This is a genomic window from Dysgonomonas sp. Marseille-P4361 (assembly GCF_900343125.1).
Taxonomy (GTDB): Bacteria; Bacteroidota; Bacteroidia; order Bacteroidales; family Dysgonomonadaceae; genus Dysgonomonas.
This window is the reverse complement of sequence record NZ_OPYL01000003.1, coordinates 72125-91263: the sequence shown is the minus strand read 5'-3', so window position 1 is coordinate 91263 and position 19139 is coordinate 72125. Positions and strand designations below refer to the sequence as shown.

Below are 19139 nucleotides of genomic sequence, written 5' to 3'. Positions count from 1 at the left end.
TTAGGATCTCCTTTTTGTGTTTATTGCGATTGTATTATTTACAGAGTTTTCAATTTCAAGTTGCGCCATAAAACTTTAATGCCGCCTCCATCATGAATCTGTAAGGCAATACGACCTTTTCCTTTGCCTATTTGTTCATCATCAAGCTCAATCATTTGCTCGCCATTTAGCCAAGTTGTAACCTTGTTGCCTTGAACAAGAATACGCATTGTATTCCAATCTCCAACTTTCAGGAATTCTTCTTTTTCTTTTGGAACTTGAATTAACCAGCCACGACCATAAGATTCGTAGATACCTCCAGTTCCATTTCCTTTAGGAGCTACTTCTACTTGCCATCCGTTAACCTTAGCACCTTCTTCTACAAAAGAGCGGATAAATACACCCGAATTTCCATCAGCTTCTTGCTTGAACTCAACTGTCAAATCAAAATCGTCATAGTATTCACGTGTAGCTAGATATCCATATTGTTTTTCCGGACCACTTTCACACACAAGAAGACCATCTTGTACATACCATTTCTCTGTTCCGTATGCTTCCCACCCGTTTAAATCTTTTCCGTTGAATAAATCAACTTCTTGAGTTTTACGAGGAAGTTCTTTTATTTTTACATTTCGGAAAGATGCCGGAGAACCATGGTCTTGCAAGCAAAGTACTCCTTTTTTAGCTAAGCCATATTCAGGAGCATTCTCCCATTTTCCACTATTCTTACGAGCATACCAATCATCAGTCCAAGCTTCGAATTCAAGAATTTTTACGCCGTTCAGCCAATGCTCTACATGACCATTGTCGAATACTATTTTCGAATTATTCCACTCACCATAAGGATTTACTTTCATTTTTGTAGTATCAGGCAGATACATAGCATAGTCTACTCCAAGACGTTGCCATGGTTCTAATACGCCGTCAAAGTTAGGTTCATCTATAAGTTGATATTCAGGACCTGTAACATAAGGAACCTTAAATTGAGGACGTTCTACCACATGATAGATCATACCGCTATTTCCTCCTTTAGTTAATTTCCATTCCCAATACAATTCGAAATTTTCATATTCCTTATCACTTACAATGTAGCCATCAGAGTCACTTCCGTCACCTTTAGCTTGAATACATCCATCTACTACATGCCATGGCTGAGTAAGAGAAGTTCCATTATAATCGCGCCAACCATTCATTGTTTCTCCATCAAACAACAATTGCCAACCATCTGCTTTTTCTTGCTCGGTAAGCGTATTGGGCTTACTCTCAGTACAAGAAGTAAATAGAATTGCAGCAATGGCACACGATGCTAACAATCCTTTAAAACTAATCATTCTTTTTGTTGATTTCATTATGTTGATTTTAATTTAAAAAATAGACTATTAAGGCTTTAAAGGTAAGTATATATTTCAAAAAAGCGTAATTGAATGTTAAATTTAACATATGAGTGTATGCCCTTTAAAATCACTTGGTTTCTAGGTAAGAGTTAATTGCTTTCTTTACAGACCCATGCAGCAAAAGGAGTCTTTTAGCTTGCTCATAGTTTAATCCAAGTTCGTCAACTATCATTTTTGTGCCTCTATCTACCAATTTAGCATTCGATAGTTGCATATTTACCATCTTATTCCCTTTCACTCTTCCTAGTTTTATCATGGTAGAGGTAGTTATCATATTTAGAATCATTTTTTGTCCTGTTCCCGATTTCATTCGAGAGCTACCAGTCACAAACTCAGACCCGACTATCATTTCTATTGCTATATCTGCCTCTTTCGAAATAGGTGAATTGGGATTACTCGATATAGAAGCTGTCAATATATTATTTTTACGCGCTTCGTGTAAAGCTCCTATGACAAAAGGGGTTGTACCCGATGCTGCTATACCTATCACCGTATCGTTTGTATTTATGTTATGTTCTTGAAGTTCTTTCCATCCTGCTTCCATATTGTCTTCTGCACCTTCTACAGGATTTCGCAAAGCTGTATCACCTCCTGCAATGATTCCTACAACAAGCGTATTGGGCATACCAAAAGTAGGGGGTATTTCTGATGCATCCAATACTCCAAGTCGTCCACTCGTTCCTGCACCAATATAAAAAATACGCCCACCTTGTTGCATACGAGAAATAATCTGTTCTACAAGTTGTTCTATCTGGGGTATAACTTCTTGTACAGCCAAAGCTACTTTCTGATCCTCGTTATTAATGCCGACAAGTAGTTCGTGTACGGATTTTTCCTCCAGATTGTCGTATAAAGATGGTTGTTCTGTTATTTTTATGAATGTCATTTTAGTATTGTTCTTTAGAGAAATATTTAATTAAATTTTCCAGAGGAGATTGAGTAATAGTTTCTATATGTAAACCAAGATCTTTTCCTACAGGCTTAAGTATGTCTCTATAATGATAGGCAACGGATCCAGTTAGGTGTATTGGTAAGGTCTTCCAATCATTATATTGCATTACATTCTTCACGAAAAAGTCTTTAAACGAATCATATACTAGGTTATACACTTTCTCATCTTGAATATTTTCTAGTATAAATGGAGAAATACTTGCTAAAAAACGATTAGGAGCAGCTTCTCTATATACTTTGTCTAGAATAATGGCTGGCGTCAATTTATATTCATCAAGGAATCGTTTTTTTATATTTTCAGATAATTGATTTTTGAGACAAGCATTAATAAACAGACGCCCTAATACAGCTCCACTTCCTTCATCACCCAATATATAACCTAAGGGTGACACTTGTTCTACTATTTCTTTTCCATTATAAAGACACGAATTGGAGCCTGTTCCAAGTATGCATACAATGCCTTTTTTGTTTTCACAAAGCCCTATAGCAGCGCCAATAAGATCTGATTCGATTAAGATTGTTCTTGTATTACAAATCTTTTTTAATAAAATATCTTTGATGATATTTTGCTTTTCTAAGGTATTACAGCCAGCTCCAAGGAAGTAAATATCAGAAATATCACAGTCTTTTATTTCAGGTAATAAATAATCTGTTATTTCTATCTCTATCTCCTCAGATGAACAAAAATATGGATTTATCCCCTTTGTTTGGATTCGCTTTATTTCTTGCCCACTTTTGGCAATTCGCCAGTCTGTTTTTGTAGAGCCTCCGTCTGCTATCAATATCATGTGAGTCTGTTTTTATTCTTGAATTCCATACATCGGATTGTTGTCTATTGTCCATATACCATTCGTATCCACAGCTCCAATAATGCGTGTCGCTCTGATGAATTCTTTTGCATTTATTTCATCATAATCTGCAGCATTTGGATCAATACTACTAACGCGGATACTTCCCGATGCATGAATGAATTTCTGATTGCCTATATAAAAACCTACATGGCGAATTCGTTCTCTTCCATCTTCACCTTTCTTGCCAAAGAACATAAGATCTCCAATCTCCAGATTATCATAATTACGAGAAATATCCACTGGGATTCCGGTGTTTACTTGCTGTGACGCATCACGCATAAGAATGATACCGTGCATGAATAAAACGGTCTTAGTGTAGCCACTACAATCCATTCCTTTAACAGAAGTTCCTCCCCATACATAAGGAATTCCCATCAGGGTGAATGCTTTGTCTATGATGCTTTTTTGAGTCAACTCTATCGAACTTTTCCATTCTGTATATGGTTTTGCTTGTGATTTCAGAACATAGGCTGTTTTTCCATCTGGATATGATACTTTATAAAAATCACCTTTAGTTCCTTCTAAACGGAGCATATTGCCATTTACTAGGTCGGTAACTGTTTGGCTGTTTTTATCCGCTTTGGAATAAGAAAATCCGAAGAAATCAGTGAAGATCACTTTTTCGGCTGAGATCCATTCATTGAACTCATCTTTATTCATTGGATGAAAATTAGCCAATTGAGACCATCCTATATATCCATCAGGAGTCTGTATTCTATACCAATCTTTTTTTTCATAAATGCGTATTGGTGTACCCAATATAGATTGAGTTGCCATTCCTTTCGTAAAGTCGGGTTCTTCACGTATGTCAGCAACTGACAAGTTTATGACACCATATGTCTTCTCTCCTAATTCGGATGCAGGTAGTAATTCTACTTTATCAACCAATTGGTCTCCATAAATTTCTCTGGCATCTTTAAGCAATGTCTTATATGCAGCCGTATTTGATGTCTTCCCTATAATCGTTGGGTGTTTATCTTCGTTAGAAACTTTAATGTCGAATATGTTTACCCGTTTGTCAGGGTTGTATTCTTTTTGTACTCTTTGTATAGCTATTTCCAATTCAGTGTGTTTGTAGATTGGCTTATCTTCTTGGCTGAAAAGAAAAGTCGTGATCGAAAGAATGATTATGAGTAGGCTTAGTTTTTTCATTGTTTTATTCTAAAATTGGCATGAATACAAATGTACATAAAAGAAGTGATTTCTAATGTAGGTATTTATCAGATGTTATATTTTTGAATATGGTTAAGGGCTGGAAACTAATTGTTTATGTGTTTGTAGGAATTCTTTTCAACAATCAAACTTGTTTTAATGTGATTTGTTGCAGACTCTAAATTATATTCTTTTTCTTTGTAGAGATGGTGAACGATAATGTACTCGAAAAACTGAAAGTTTTGGCCGAATCGGCTAAGTATGACGTTTCGTGCTCTTCCAGTGGGACAGTCCGTAAGAATAAAGCTGGTGGGCTTGGAAATACTGTAGGAGGAATGGGTATTTGTCATAGCTTTACCGAAGATGGGAGGTGTGTTTCGTTATTGAAGATAATGCTAACCAACTTTTGTATATACGATTGTGCTTATTGTATTAATAGAAGGAGTAATGACATACCAAGAGCCACTTTTACTGTGAGTGAATTGGTTGACCTTACCATCCAGTTTTACAGAAGGAATTACATCGAAGGCTTATTTCTGAGTTCGGGAGTGATAAATAATCCAGACTATACGATGGAACGAATGGTGCGTGTTATAAAAGAACTGCGTATGACACACCGTTTCAATGGATATATTCACATGAAGAGTATTCCTGGAGCAAGCCAGGAGTTGGTGAATGAGGCAGGAATGTATGCCGATCGTATGAGTGTTAATCTAGAGATACCGACTGAAACAAATCTCAAATTACTTGCCCCAGAGAAAGATTACCAAAGTGTTTACAAACCGATGCGCTACATACAGCAAGGTATGATGCAAAGTATCGAAGATAGGCGTAAATTTAGATCAGCACCTCGTTTTGTACCCGCAGGACAAAGCACTCAAATGATTGTAGGTGCAACAAACGAGAGAGATAAAGATATTTTACGTGTGTCTTCTGTCCTTTATCAACAGACACAAATGAGACGGGTTTACTATTCAGGTTTTATCCCTGTCAATAGTTATGACTCTCGTTTACCTGTATTGAAGCAGGCTCCTTTGGTACGAGAAAATAGACTGTATCAAGCGGATTGGCTGATGCGTTTTTATCAATATAGAGCCGACGAAATAGTAGATGATAGTTTTCCTGATCTGGATTTGGAGATAGATCCTAAGTTAGCATGGGCCTTACGACATCCCGAGTTTTTCCCGGTGGATATCAATAAGGCAGACTATGCTGTGATTTTACGAGTGCCCGGTATAGGAGTGAAGTCAGCTCAGTTTATTGTAACATCGCGACGGTACAGACGATTAAATGCTTTACATTTAAAGAAAATAGGTGTTGTGATGAAGAAAGCACAGTATTTTATAACTTGTAACGAGTTAGCTATGAATACAGTAAATGAACTAACTCCGGACTATGTACGTAAAATTTTGATAGAACCTAAAAAAAGAAAAAAAGATGAAGGACAGTTGTCTATTATTTTCCCGGACTAGGGTAAGAATATTATTTATACCCTTTCTTCTTCACTTGGGAATAGTTTCTTTGTTTTCTCAAGAAAAATGCTGCTACAAGATAAATACTAAAGCATTGGATATAGGGGTGTACGATTATAATAAGTTGAAGAAAAGTAAATTTAAAATACTGACAGGTGAGGAAGCTAGACTGGCTGTGGAGAAACGAATAGAAGGTAACGAGATTTTGATTGACTTTGTCGGAGGCTATCTTTTAGAGCAAGATATTATATCGTATTATCCTGAGGTAGATGTAGCATTATTCGAAAATCCAGTCATAAGTGTCAGTGTGTTTGACTTGAAAAATATAAAAGAAGGCTATGGAGATCCAGCGACATATATATATTCTCCATCAGGAAAATACCGTTTTAGTTATTTGGATGCAGATGGAATGAAGTTTTATTTGGAGAGAAAAGTAAATGGAGAATACCAACTGTGTGAAGGTCCTATGATAGGGGGGGCTGCGAATAGTTTTTATTGGGAAAATGACGATGTTATATGTTATCTACGAGAGAAAACTAGATATAACAAGAAAGGAGAAGAAATAATCTACTGGATTGGTTACGAAACTAGAATTACTCTTATAAAGTGTGAAGAGTAAAGTATGATTGTTTTTTTCTACGATAAAACGTTCGAGGGACTGCTTACTGCTATTTTTGATGCATATAGCAGAAAAATATTTCCGGATCATCTTTTGGAGGTAGGAGATGTGGTACCAATGTTTACAGAGGAAGAATATACTGTAGTAACTCAGCAAGACAGGGCCGATAGAGTGTGGAGTGCTTTGGAGAAAAAAATGACAAAAGGAGCATTGAACATGTTATCCTATGTCTGGCTATCGGAAGAAGAGGAAAGTGATGACTTGTTATTTCGATATATAAAGAAAGTGATTGATTCCAAAATATCTATCGAGACTGACTTTTCGGATGATGATGTGTTGCAAATGCATAAAATAGCCCGCAAAGTATCGCATGAAGAACTTTATTTAAAACAGTTTGTGCGATTTCAGAAAGCTGCTGATGATATCTTTTTTGCTACAGTTTCGCCTAGACATAATGCCTTGCCTTTAGCTCTTTCTCATTTCAGAGATCGATTTTCAGACCAAAAATGGGTGATCTATGATGTCAAAAGGAAGTATGGATATTATTATGATTTGACTACAACGCAAGAAATTATCCTTGAAAGCGATGATCATCTATTAAGTGGTAAGTTGGATGAGAAACTGATGGCAGAAGATGAAAAACTTTTCCAAGAATTGTGGAAAGGTTACTTCAAATCAATGACTATAAAGGAACGAATGAATCTCAAACTGCAGCGTCAGCACATGCCTAAGCGATTCTGGAAGTATCTGACAGAAAAACAATAATATAACGTGTTTATTGTTTGTTTGCGAATGTATTATATATCTATATGCGTAGAATGTGTTCGCTTTACTTATTTCCCTTAGATTTCTTTTGATAGAAGTTTTCTGTTTGAAAAAGCCTAAGTAATATTAGTCGTAAAAACTCACTGAGAATACTATAGATTTATATGTGTTTTTGTGATGTTCGCAGTGTGTGCAAGAAAAAGACCTCTCAATTTTATTAAGAGGTCAATATTATAAAGAAAAGAATTATAAACAATTTTCTGCATGATAAGAAGAGCGTACCAAAGGACCACTTTCTACATGATTAAAACCTTTCTCAATAGCTATATCTTTCAAGCGTTTAAATTCGTCAGGATGCATGTACGATTTAACGGGTAGATGTTTTCTGGTTGGTTGTAAATATTGTCCTATTGTTAGGACAGAACAATTTACAGCTCTTAGATCATCCATTACTTGAATAATCTCATCGACAGTCTCGCCTAATCCAACCATTAAGCCCGATTTGGCTTTTAATCCATTTTCTGCAATTCGTTTCAATACAGTTAAGCTTACATCATATTTTGCAGCACTTCTAACTTCAGGTGTTAAGCGGCGAACAGTTTCTATATTGTGAGATATTACGTCTGGTTGGGCATTACACACTAAGTCAACAAGATCAAGTTTCCCTTGAAAATCGGGAACAAGAACTTCTATAGTAGTTGAAGGGTTTACTTCTCGTATCTTATTGATTGTATCTACCCAATGTTGTGCTCCTAAGTCAGGGAGGTCATCTCTGTCAACGGATGTAATAACAGCGTGTTTAAGCCCCATCAGCTGAATAGAATTAGCTATATTTGCAGGTTCATTCGAATTTAAGGGTAGGGGACGTCCTGTTTTTGTGTTACAAAACTTGCATGAACGAGTACAGATATCGCCTCCAATCATAAAAGTAGCGGTTCCTCGTCCCCAGCATTCTCCAATGTTAGGACATTTGCCACTTGAACAAATTGTGTGCAATCCGTGAGAATCTACTATCCCTTGTGTATCGGAATAACGTTCTCCTCCTATCTTAATTTTTAACCAATCTGGTTTTTTAATCCTTTCCATCTATATGTGAATTCAAAAGTGAATGCACAAAGATACATTTCTGTGTACTCTATAGAAAATTAAAGGAGTAAAAACTTCTGATTCCACTCAAAGTATTATGTTATTCATAATAAGTCATTGCCTGACCACTAATCTGCATAAGTGAAATTTCACACAACTTAGTGTCATACTCAGCTTTTACAAGCCTTTCTTCTGCTGCAAGCAAACTATTTTGAGCTTCACGTAATTCAATTCCCGCCAGATCACCAAGTTTATAACGTTCTACCGCTATGTCATGATTTTCTCTGGCTGTTTCTACATTCTCTCGTTCTAGATTTGTTAACTCAATATTGTTACGATAAGCCATCCAGATATTAGTGAAATCAGCTTTTATAGACAGCAACATCTGATCGTATTGAAGTTGTTTATTCTCTATTTCGATTCTGGCATTCTTTTGTTTACGTTTACGATTACCTCCACTAAAGATATTGAAACCAAGAGTTAATCCATAATTGAAACCTAAAGTGCGCTGATTATCTATTGTACCTGTATTATAAATGTTTTTTGATATTCCATATCCGGCATTCAACCTAAGGTATGGATAATTTTCGCTTTGTGCCGATTTGAGATCAAGTATGCTGAGATTTTTATTCTTTTCGGCTAATAATAAGAAAGAGTTTGAACTTAAAGTATTTTCCCAAATTTCATTCTGTTTTAACTGCTCATTAAATGTGATCTTAGCGTCTTTTGTTTGTATCTGTTGGCTAACATCGCTAATAGCCATCATTTCGTTCAGAGCAACACGGGAAGTATGTAAAATTTCGTATTGCTTTATGAGCTGAGAACTATCACTATTGAAGTCAACTCTAGCCTGTTGCATTTCGAGTCTAGATCCATCTCCTATTTGATAACGAGCCTCTACGATACGCAGACGCTCTTTTGACAATTTAACGGCATACTGAAGGTTATTAAGCCGAATATTTTGCTGTATATAATTATAATATTCAGCAGCGAGATTGGCTATAAAATTCTCTATCTCCAACCGGGTATTCAATTCTCCCATCTGCTGAAGCTGTTTCAATCTTTTATGATTTGTCTGTATGTTAAAGCCATCAAATACTGTCCAATTTAGGTTAACACCAGCATTTAGTAATTGATTGTTTACTCCATTGTTTTTATTTTGTTCGCCGTTAGTTAAATTCTGAGTCGTATTGTTTGATGTTCCCGAATAGCCAGCTGTTAAATCGAGTGTAGGTAAATATCCGGCATTTCCTATTGTAAGGTTATTGTCTGATACTTCCTGATTGTTCCGAGTTATTCGAATGTCATAATTTTGTTGCAATCCGACTTCAATACAACTTTTAAGATCATACATAACCTGTGCTGAAGCAATCAGAGGTAAAGTGAAAAATAATATAATAGAAATAGTCTTTTTCATAAGAATATAATTCAAAAATAAATTTACAAGGCTTCTTGTATATTAGTATTAGCTTCTTCCTTTTTCTTTCTGTCTGTAGATATGTATAAATACATAGCAGGTACAACAAATATTGTAAGAAGGGTAGAAACCACCATTCCTCCAATTACAGCAACTCCCATTGCTATTCGTCCATTGGCCCCTTCGGCACTGGCTAGAGCAAGAGGTAATAAACCTAAGACTGTAGAGAAGCTTGTCATTAAAATAGGGCGTAAACGTTGTACTGAAGCACCTTGAATAGCTTCAAGCTTACTCATGCCAGACTCTTGTCGTTGGTTCGCAAATTCTACGATTAAGATACCATTTTTAGCAACAAGTCCAATAAGCATAATGATACCAATCTGGCTGAAAATATTCATTGTGACACCACTAAAATGCATGAATACTAATGCTCCGAAAATGGCAAGAGGTACTGTTAGCATAACAACAAAAGGATCTTTGAAACTTTCAAACTGTGCTGCAAGTATCAAGAAAATAAGTAGAATTGCTAACACGAATGCAAACATCAAACTAGATGAGCTTTCTCTAAAATCTTTTGAATCGCCGGATAGTGCCGTTCTAAAGGTATCATCCAATACATCTTTAGCTATTCTATCCATTTCGTCCAGACCAGCACCAATAGTTATGCCTGGAGATAATCCTGCGGAAATAGTGGCAGAAGTAAAGCGATTGTAACGATATAGTTGTGGAGGAGCAACACTTTCTTCTAGTTTTACTAAGTTATTCATCTGAATCATGCTTCCCGACATATTTTTCAAATAAATAGATTTTAAATCTAGAGGAGTATTTCTTTGTTGACGATTTATTTCACCTAAGATTTGATACTGTTTCCCATTCATATAAAAATAACCCATGCGCTGACCACTTAGAGCGTATTGTAGCGTTTGCCCAATGTCCCGTGTACTTACTCCAAGAAGAGCAGCTTTGTCTCTATCTATGATAATTCTGGTTTCAGGCTTTGTAAATTTAAGATTTACGTCAGACATTTGGAATAATGGACTTTCTGAAACTCTTTTCATAAATTCAGGAATGAACTCCTGTAGTTTCTCCAGGTTAGTTGCTTGTAGTACATATTGTATTGGCATACTAGATCGTCTTCCTCCGAATGTTGATTGCTGTTGAACAAAGGCACGAGCTCCTGTCTGAGGTCTAACAGCTTTAGCTAACTCGTCCGCTATTTCCATTTGGCTTCTTCTGCGGTCTTTTATATCGGGCAGCATCAAGTTGATATTTCCTCCACCTGTCCATACCCGCATGGTATTGATCAATCTTTCGGGGGCAACAGAGTCGGCTATCTGAGCTATTTTTTCAGTATAGTTTCTATTATATTCGTAGGTAGCGCCTTCAGGTCCACTAGTTCTGATTGTAATTTGAGAACGGTCTTCTAGCGGTGCCATTTCTGAAGGTATAATAGAATTAAGATAATACATTCCAAAAAGAGTCAATATTATCAGTGGCCAGATAATTATCTTATAGTTTAAGAAATGCTGTAAGCCTTTTTGATAACTATGTGTTAACCATTGAAAAAACGGATCGGTTTTTCTGTAAAACCAATTAGGCTTATCTTGTTTCTTTAGAAGCTTGGTTGCAAGCATTGGGGTGAATGTCAAAGCAACAAAGGCTGATATTAAGACAGCACCGGCTACAACAATACTAAATTCACGGAATAATCTACCTGTCATTCCCTCCAAGAATACGATAGGGAAAAATACTGCTATAAGTGTAATGGTGGTAGATATTACAGCAAAGAATATTTCTTTAGACCCTTCTATCCCGGCTTGACGAGGACTCATTCCTCCTTCAATTTTCAGATATATATTCTCGGTGACTACAATGGCATCGTCCACCACAAGTCCTACAGCTAATACAATAGCAAGCATTGACAGTACATTGATAGAGAAACCAGCCACATACATAACGAAGAATGCTCCAACCAACGAAACCGGAATCACAACACAAGGAACTAGTGTTACGCGCCAATCACGTAAGAATAAGAATATAATGATAACAACAAGGACAAATGCAATATAGATAGTTTCTTCAACTTCGGCTATTGATGCTCTGATAAATTTAGTGTTATCAAAAGCAACATCAATATAAACATCTTCGGGAAGGTCTTTCTTTAATTGTTCCAACCTTATCATTGCTTCGTCTGATATTTCTATCTGATTAGCTCCGGGTTGTGGTATAATTACTGTGGTAACGGCAGGCACACCGTTTCTTCTCATAATATTTCTATGATTTTCTGTACCTAGTTCGGCAGTACCTACATCCTTAAAACGGACTACATTCTGATTATCTTCTTTGATAATCATACTGTTAAATTCTTCAGGAGTCTGCATCAGACCTAGGGTTCTGATAGATAGCTCCATATTGTCTCCTTCTATGCTACCGGATGGAAGCTCTACATTTTCTCTATCAACAGCACTCTTTATATCCATAGGCGTAATTCCATAAGAAGCCATTTTGGTAGGGTCAAGCCATAGGCGCATCGAGTAACGATTTTGCCCCCAGATCTCAACAGCACTAACATTAGGTATTGTCTGAAGTCTTTCCTTTACTGTTAGTTCTGCAATTTCACTCAATTCAAGTAATGAGCGTTTCTCACTTTGAATACTTATTTGAATAATAGGTGTTGCATCAGCATCGGCTTTCGATACGGTAGGAGGGTCACAATCTCTTGGTAAATAACGTTGGGCTCTGGAAACCTTGTCTCTAACATCATTCGCTGCAGTTTCGAGATCGACAGTTAACTCAAATTCAATTGTTATCCTACACGAACCTTGACTACTGCTACTCGTAAGGGATCTGATCCCTGGAATACCATTGATATTCTGTTCTAAGGGTTCCGTTATCTGGTTTTCGATAATTTCAGCATTTGCTCCAGGATATGATACGTTAACAGATATAATTGGATTGTCTATATTAGGATATTCTCTAACCCCCAAATAGGTGTACCCAATCATACCTAATAAGAATATGATAAGAACAAATACGGTTGACAAAACAGGTCGCTTTATGCTTAATTCGGATATAGTCATTTTGTATATTCTATAAAAGTAGAATTAGTAATTAATTAACATCGAAATTATTTTTGTTCATTATCAACGAATCTGTCAATAACAACAGGTAGTCCATCTCGTAATTGCATAACACCTGTTACCAGTAAAGTGTCTCCAACATTAAGTCCTTCTATTATCTGTATAGATGATGCTGTTCTCATTCCTTTCTTTAGGGTTACTTGCTGAGCTCTACCGTCTTTGTATACATAAGCTATGTCACGTCCCATTTCAGCCAGAATAGAAATACTGGGAACAACCAATGTGTTTTTTATTTCTCTTAGTTTTACTTCCACATTAACCGAACGACCTGGTTGTATATGTCCGCCAGTATTTGGAAATAAAGCTCTCATCCCCAATGTATATGTTTCTACATCTAAATTAGATTCAAGAGCATATACCTTGGCTTGTCCTTTATATTCAGTAAGATTATTATCTAATGTGAAATTTAGAGTTGTGCCTACCTTTATTATATCAGCATATTGTTCCGAAATTGAAAACTCGACTTTCAGAGGACTTATTTTAGTTAATTTAGCTACTATTGTGGTCGGGGATGCATATGTTCCTTCGCTGACCTGGCGTAGACCAATTATTCCATCAAACGGAGCTCTTAGCTCAGTCTGAGCAATACGAGATTCTACTAATTCTATATCTGCCCTCAATTTTTCTAATTCAGTATTGACAGACTCATAAGCTTCCTGGCTAACAGCGTCTTTTGCCAGGAGAGCCTTTTGGCGAAAAACCCTATCTTGTGCAAGTGGAACTTGTGCTTCTAGCTTTTTTAGTTCAGCCTGCAAAGGTTTATCATTGATCTTAGCCAATAGCTGCCCTTTCTTGACATTCGTTCCTTCTTTAAAGAAAATTTCTGTTATTTTACCTGATGTTTCAAAGGACAAATCAACTTCTTCGTCAGGCAAGAGTCGTCCTTTTCCAGTTACAATATCATCAAGATTTTGATATTGCAATATCATTGCATTAACATTTAAAGGTCTATTCCGACTGACACTTGCGCTACTAAGAGGAGTAGGAGACGAATCAATACTTTCATCAGAGGATATATAGGTCTTAATTTTAGGATAAAGAGCCATACCTAAAATAAAAATAACAATAATAATAATGAGAATTATTCGGGTTTTCTTGTTCATGGTTTGAATTATAATTATGGGCTTAAATGTATATTTCTAATTCGATCAATAGTTTCCCTGAAAGGTTTAATTTGAATGCTATTTTTTAAGTAAAATTTACATTTGGTTATTGCTTAAATTTCTAAAGAGGTTAATTTACTTTGAATAGAATAGTTTCTTTTATAGAGAAAATCTTAATTGGTAGGTAATACAAAAAAGCTACATGTTTTGATTTCATAATATGTAAAATGTTCTTAAACTATATTTCTTTTCACTATAAATTTAGTTTTTAACAATAGATTTATATATTTGTAAACCAAAATGAACTAAACTCATTAATACCATACAAGCATTATGAAAAAAAATGTATTTAAACTGAAAACTAAACAGCTAAAAGATATAGCTTTATCTCTTCAATCGAAAGTAGAAACTGGACTTAGTAAAGAAAATACAGAGATCCAATGTATTCCTACATTTATCAACCCTAAGACTACAGGTATTGATGGAAAGGCTTTAGTTCTTGATTTAGGTGGAACAAACTACAGAGTAGCTACTGTGAGTTTTGCTAATGGAACACCTACTATTCATCCAGAAAATGGATGGAAAAAGGATTTATCAGTGATGAAAACTCCAGGGTATACAAGCGAACAATTATATAAAGAACAAGCAGATCCTATTAAAGAAATTAAGATAGATTCAAAAATGCCTATTGGTTATTGTTTCTCTTATCCAGCAGAGTCTTTACTTAATGGAGATGCAAATCAATTACGTTGGACAAAAGGTGTAGATATCCCCGAAATGGTTGGAAAGCCTGTAGGAAAACCTCTATTAGACTATCTGAATAAAGAGAACGGAGATCGATTTACTGATGTTAAAGTGATCAATGATACTGTAGCTAGTTTATTTGCAGGACTTACAGAAAGTAATTATGATGCTTATATTGGTCTGATTGTAGGGACAGGAACTAATATGGCTACATTTATCAATGCTGATAAAATCAAGAAATTAAATCCTGATTATAAATTAAGTGGTTTGATTCCAGTGAATCTAGAGTCTGGAAACTTTAATCCTCCTCACTTGACATCAATTGATGATAAAGTAGATGCTTGTTCTGATAATAAAGGAGCTCAACGCTTCGAAAAAGCAGTTTCAGGTATGTATCTGGGAGAAATTTTGAAATCTGTTTTCCCTTGCGATGAAGTTGAAGATAGATTTGATGCTCAGAAACTAACAAGCATAATGAACTACCCTGATATTCATAAGAAAAAATATGTGGATGTTGCTAACTGTATTTATGAGAGATCAGCTAAGCTTGTAGCTGCATCAATCGTAGGGCTAGTTATGGTTTTAATATCTCATGATCCATCAATCAAGAGAGTTAAACTAGTAGCAGAGGGAAGTCTTTTCTGGAGTGAATCTAGAAAAGGTAAAAACTACAAGGTGCTAGTGATGAATGAAGTTCAAAAACTGTTGACTGAATTTGGACATAGCGAAGTATCTGTACATGTAGGAAAAATGGATAATGCTAACCTTATCGGTTCTGCAATAGCAGCATTGTCGTAAATGAAATATTAAGAAATATAAAAGAGTAGGATCTTTCTTTGATTCTACTCTTTTTCTTTTAGAAGAGGCTATTTTTAATCTAAACTGTGAAAAAGAGGAGTGCCAAAATATAATCTAGGATGGTTATAAAATCACTTTTTATAAGTATTTTTGTGTTCTTAACGACGGATATAGTTTTATTTTATCAGAAGATATGACGATGTATGAAAAAGCAGTAGCCGCACTGCCTACAAAAGGCTATTTGAATATAGAAATTCCTCAGGGTATCAATCTGTTGGAAGAAATTAACCGTTTGCGTAAGGAAAAGAATGCTATAATTCTTGCCCACTATTACCAAACAGGAGATGTTCAAGATATTGCAGACTTCTTAGGTGATAGTTTACAATTAGCACGTGCCGCAGAAAAAACGGATGCAGATATGATTGTTTTTTGTGGAGTACATTTTATGGCCGAAACGGCAAAAATATTAAATCCTACAAAAAAAGTTGTACTCCCAGATTTATTAGCCGGTTGTTCTTTGGCCGATTCTGCTTCAGGAGAAGGTATAAGAGAATTGAAAAAGAAACATCCGAATGCAATAGTTGTAAGCTATATCAATTGCGATTCTTCAGTGAAAGCAGAAAGTGATATTATTGTTACATCTTCTAATGCAGAACATATCATAAATTCCTTACCAGAAGAGCAAGAAATTATTTTTGCTCCAGACAGGAATTTAGGGAGATATATTAATCAGGTAACTAACCGAAATATGATTCTTTGGGATGGTGCTTGTATTGTTCACGAAGCATTTTCCTTAGAGCGAATAGCTCAACAAATGATAGACAATCCGAAGGCAAAGTTGATTGCACATCCAGAGGCCCAAAAGCCAGTATTGCAAGTTGCTAACCATATAGGTTCTACAGCTAATCTGCTGAATTATGTCGTAAATGACGATTGTCAGGAATTTATTGTGGCAACAGAAGAAGGTATTTTACACGAAATGCGTAAACGTGCACCTCATAAGAAACTAATCCCGGCTTTAACTACAGATAATTCATGTAACTGCAGCGAATGTCATTTTATGAAACTGAATACAATGGAGAAATTGTACCTGTGTATGAAATATGAATTGCCAGAAATAACAATGGATGAGGACATCCGACTAAAAGCATTGAAGCCAATCAACAAGATGCTTGAATTATCTCAAACGATCAAATAAGAGGACTAAATAAAACACTAATGATATATACTGATGTATTGGTCATAGGTTCAGGTATCTCTGGCTTATCTTATGCATTGAAGATAGCTCAAAGACAACCCGATGCTCGTATTACCATCATAACCAAATCGGACGAAGAAGAGTCGAATACAAAGTATGCCCAAGGAGGTGTCGCTGTGGTAACAGACTTCACGAAAGATAGTTTCGAAAAACATATCGCAGACACTTTACGAGCGGGTGATGGAGTGTGCAAACTTGAAGCTGTAGAAGTCGTGGTAAAAGAAGGTCCCGAGCGTATCAGAGAGATCGCCGAATGGGGTGCAAACTTTGATAAGAACGGAGATTCAAATTATGATTTAGGACGAGAAGGAGGGCATACCGAAAATCGTGTTGTACATTATAAAGACATAACCGGAGCAGAAATTGAAAGGGCTCTATTGCAGGCAGTAAAGGATAAAGAAAATATAACGCTGTTAAATCACCATTATGTTATTGACCTAATAACAGAGCATCATATTCCGGGAGAATCTTTCGATAAATATCACTTAAATTGTTACGGTGCTTATGTGCTCGATATGGAGCATGAGCGCATCATAAAAATGTCGGCAAAGATAACATTGATGGCAACTGGTGGTTGTGGACATGTTTATAAGAATACGACTAATCCTACTATTGCTACAGGCGATGGAATTGGACTTGCCCACCGTGCTAAGGCTAAAGTAAGTGGTATGCAATATATACAATTTCATCCTACTGCATTTTATAGTCCTATAGCTGGTCAGTTACCCTTGATCTCAGAGGCTGTCAGAGGTTTTGGAGCAAAATTAAGGACGGCTTCGGGTGAACCATTTATGCACAAATATGATGATCGGGAAGAGTTGGCTTCGAGAGATATTGTAGCTCGTGCAATCGATAGTGAAATGAAATTGAGAGGAGACGATTATGTTTGTTTAGATTGTCGCCACCTCGACCAGAAGAAATTTTTAGAGCATTTCCCCAATATATACAAACAGTGTCAAGATGCGGGATTGGATATGTTCAAAGATCTTATTCCAGTTGTTCCCGCCAGCCACTATCTATGTGGAGGTATTGATGTCGATTTATTTGGTCAGAGTACAATTAAAAATATGTTTGCAGTAGGAGAGTGTTCTAATACAGGACTTCATGGAGCAAACAGATTAGCATCTAATTCTTTACTGGAAGCATTAGTTTTTGGACATAGAGCGGCATTAAAAACTGTAGAACGCTTGAGTGAAGATAATTTCAATTATACGCAGCTTCATAAAATTCCAGAATGGAATCAGGAAGGAATGAAAGTGAATGAAGAAATGGTGTTACTTAATTATCTGAGAAAAGAGCTTCAAACTTTGATGAGTGACCTTGTTGGGATTGTCCGTAGCAATGCCCGTCTTAAACTCGCAAAACAAAAAGAAGAAGAAATATATCGTTCTGTAAAAGAGATATATAACTTTTCTGTATTATCACCTCAATTGTCTGAACTGAGGAATTTGGCAAGCATAGCCTATCTTATCATAACTCAAAGCATAGAGCAAGAAGAAAATAGAGGAACATTTTATAATAAAGATCTGGATGAAAAAAAATAGACCTTCGTACGTAACCAATGATAGACTATATAGCTTTATAGCAGCAGCAATAAAGGAAGATATTGGCGATGGGGATCACTCAACATTGGCTAGTGTTCCATCTGGATTACAAAGAAGAGCCCGACTTTTGATCAAGCATGATTGTATCTTGGCCGGTGTAGATTTAGCTCAAGAAATATTTCATTATTATGATAAAGATCTTCAGATTGAAGTCTTGAAAAATGACGGAGATGAAGTGAAAGAGGGCGATATTGCTTTCATCGTATCAGGTTCGGCTCAATCCATATTAACAATGGAACGAATCGTTCTTAATTGTATGCAACGAATGAGTGGTATTGCAACCTATACGAATGAAATGGTATCTCTTTTGGCTGATACAAATACCCGTATATTGGATACTCGCAAGACATCACCTATTTTCCGTATGTGTGAAAAATGGGCTGTTTATATAGGTGGTGGTAAAAATCATCGCTATGGCTTGTTCGATATGATTATGTTGAAAGATAACCATAATGATTATGCAGGAGGTATTACAGAGTCTGTTGCATCCACAGTCAGATATTTGAAAGAGAAAGGTAAAGACCTGAAGATAGAAGTTGAAACTCGTAATTTGGATGAAGTAAAGGAGGCTTTAGCTACTAATGCAGTTGATGTTATCATGCTTGATAATATGTCTATTGCAGAAATGACAGAGGCTGTAAAATTGATCGATGGCCGTGTAAAAATAGAAGCATCGGGAGGGATCATAAAAGAGACAGTAAGAGCTATTGCTGAGACTGGAGTAGATTATATTTCATCCGGAGCCATTATTTATGATGCCCCTAATATAGATTTGAGTTTAAAAGCTTTTTAAAAACACAAAATAA

15 protein-coding genes are annotated in these 19139 nt (G+C 36.0%); 7 read left to right on the top strand and 8 right to left on the bottom strand.

Going from position 1 to position 19139, the window contains the following annotated elements; genetic code table 11:
- Nucleotides 1-38 precede the first annotated feature (38 nt).
- The 4 genes from DHU68_RS06740 to DHU68_RS06725 all read right to left on the bottom strand — a co-directional run bounded on the left by DHU68_RS06740 (nucleotide 39) and on the right by DHU68_RS06725 (nucleotide 4327).
- Nucleotides 39-1310 (bottom strand): DUF1080 domain-containing protein, encoded by a 1272-nt coding sequence (locus tag DHU68_RS06740; RefSeq protein ID WP_369831334.1) that lies wholly within the window; start codon nucleotides 1308-1310, stop codon nucleotides 39-41.
- Nucleotides 1311-1440: 130 nt separating this feature from the next.
- Nucleotides 1441-2259 carry an N-acetylmuramic acid 6-phosphate etherase gene (murQ, locus tag DHU68_RS06735; protein ID WP_108822223.1) on the bottom strand — a complete coding sequence of 273 codons (819 nt, stop codon included), beginning with the start codon at nucleotides 2257-2259 and terminating at the stop codon, nucleotides 1441-1443.
- A 1-nt stretch (nucleotide 2260) separates the two neighbouring features.
- Nucleotides 2261-3112 (bottom strand): ATPase, encoded by an 852-nt coding sequence (locus DHU68_RS06730; RefSeq protein WP_108822222.1) that lies wholly within the window; start codon nucleotides 3110-3112, stop codon nucleotides 2261-2263.
- A gap of 12 nt (nucleotides 3113-3124) precedes the next feature.
- Nucleotides 3125-4327 (bottom strand): NlpC/P60 family protein, encoded by a 1203-nt coding sequence (locus DHU68_RS06725; protein ID WP_108822221.1) that lies wholly within the window; start codon nucleotides 4325-4327, stop codon nucleotides 3125-3127.
- Between the two features lie 209 nt (nucleotides 4328-4536).
- Between DHU68_RS06725 and DHU68_RS06720 the strand changes: the two genes are divergently transcribed.
- From DHU68_RS06720 to DHU68_RS06710, 3 genes are read left to right on the top strand one after another with little or no spacing between them, the layout of a single operon-like run.
- Complete coding sequence (locus DHU68_RS06720; protein WP_108822541.1) at nucleotides 4537-5799, top strand: putative DNA modification/repair radical SAM protein; 1263 nt, start codon at nucleotides 4537-4539, stop codon at nucleotides 5797-5799.
- On the top strand, nucleotides 5765-6418 hold the full coding sequence (locus DHU68_RS06715; protein ID WP_160111091.1) for a hypothetical protein: 654 nt from the start codon (nucleotides 5765-5767) through the stop codon (nucleotides 6416-6418). Before DHU68_RS06720 ends, DHU68_RS06715 begins: the two co-directional genes overlap by 35 nt.
- Before the next feature lie 3 nt (nucleotides 6419-6421).
- Entirely contained in the window at nucleotides 6422-7183 is a 762-nt protein-coding gene (locus DHU68_RS06710; protein ID WP_108822219.1) for a TIGR03915 family putative DNA repair protein, read from the top strand.
- A 246-nt stretch (nucleotides 7184-7429) separates the two neighbouring features.
- On the opposite strand, the gene lipA is transcribed toward DHU68_RS06710, so the two are convergent.
- The 4 genes from lipA to DHU68_RS06690 all read right to left on the bottom strand — a co-directional run bounded on the left by lipA (nucleotide 7430) and on the right by DHU68_RS06690 (nucleotide 13929).
- Nucleotides 7430-8269 (bottom strand): lipoyl synthase, encoded by an 840-nt coding sequence (lipA, locus tag DHU68_RS06705; protein ID WP_108822218.1) that lies wholly within the window; start codon nucleotides 8267-8269, stop codon nucleotides 7430-7432.
- 100 nt (nucleotides 8270-8369) lie between these two features.
- Nucleotides 8370-9686, bottom strand: a complete 1317-nt coding sequence (locus tag DHU68_RS06700; protein ID WP_108822217.1) for a TolC family protein — start codon at nucleotides 9684-9686, stop codon at nucleotides 8370-8372.
- A 23-nt stretch (nucleotides 9687-9709) separates the two neighbouring features.
- A complete protein-coding gene (locus DHU68_RS06695; protein ID WP_108822216.1) occupies nucleotides 9710-12766 on the bottom strand; it encodes an efflux RND transporter permease subunit in 3057 nt (1018 codons plus the stop codon).
- 47 nt (nucleotides 12767-12813) lie between these two features.
- The gene (locus DHU68_RS06690) at nucleotides 12814-13929 is read right to left on the bottom strand and encodes an efflux RND transporter periplasmic adaptor subunit (RefSeq protein WP_108822215.1); all 1116 of its coding nucleotides are present in this window, start codon (nucleotides 13927-13929) and stop codon (nucleotides 12814-12816) included.
- 333 nt (nucleotides 13930-14262) lie between these two features.
- On the opposite strand from DHU68_RS06690, the gene DHU68_RS06685 reads away from it, so the two are divergent.
- The 4 genes from DHU68_RS06685 to nadC all read left to right on the top strand — a co-directional run bounded on the left by DHU68_RS06685 (nucleotide 14263) and on the right by nadC (nucleotide 19126).
- Nucleotides 14263-15471: a hexokinase gene (locus DHU68_RS06685; RefSeq protein ID WP_108822214.1), complete on the top strand. Its 1209-nt coding sequence runs from the start codon at nucleotides 14263-14265 to the stop codon at nucleotides 15469-15471.
- Nucleotides 15472-15664: 193 nt separating this feature from the next.
- Complete coding sequence (gene nadA / locus DHU68_RS06680; RefSeq protein WP_108822213.1) at nucleotides 15665-16669, top strand: quinolinate synthase NadA; 1005 nt, start codon at nucleotides 15665-15667, stop codon at nucleotides 16667-16669.
- A gap of 20 nt (nucleotides 16670-16689) precedes the next feature.
- Nucleotides 16690-18273 (top strand): L-aspartate oxidase, encoded by a 1584-nt coding sequence (gene nadB, locus DHU68_RS06675; RefSeq protein WP_108822212.1) that lies wholly within the window; start codon nucleotides 16690-16692, stop codon nucleotides 18271-18273.
- On the top strand, nucleotides 18260-19126 hold the full coding sequence (nadC, locus tag DHU68_RS06670; RefSeq protein ID WP_108822211.1) for a carboxylating nicotinate-nucleotide diphosphorylase: 867 nt from the start codon (nucleotides 18260-18262) through the stop codon (nucleotides 19124-19126). Before nadB ends, nadC begins: the two co-directional genes overlap by 14 nt.
- Nucleotides 19127-19139: the final 13 nt, after the last annotated feature.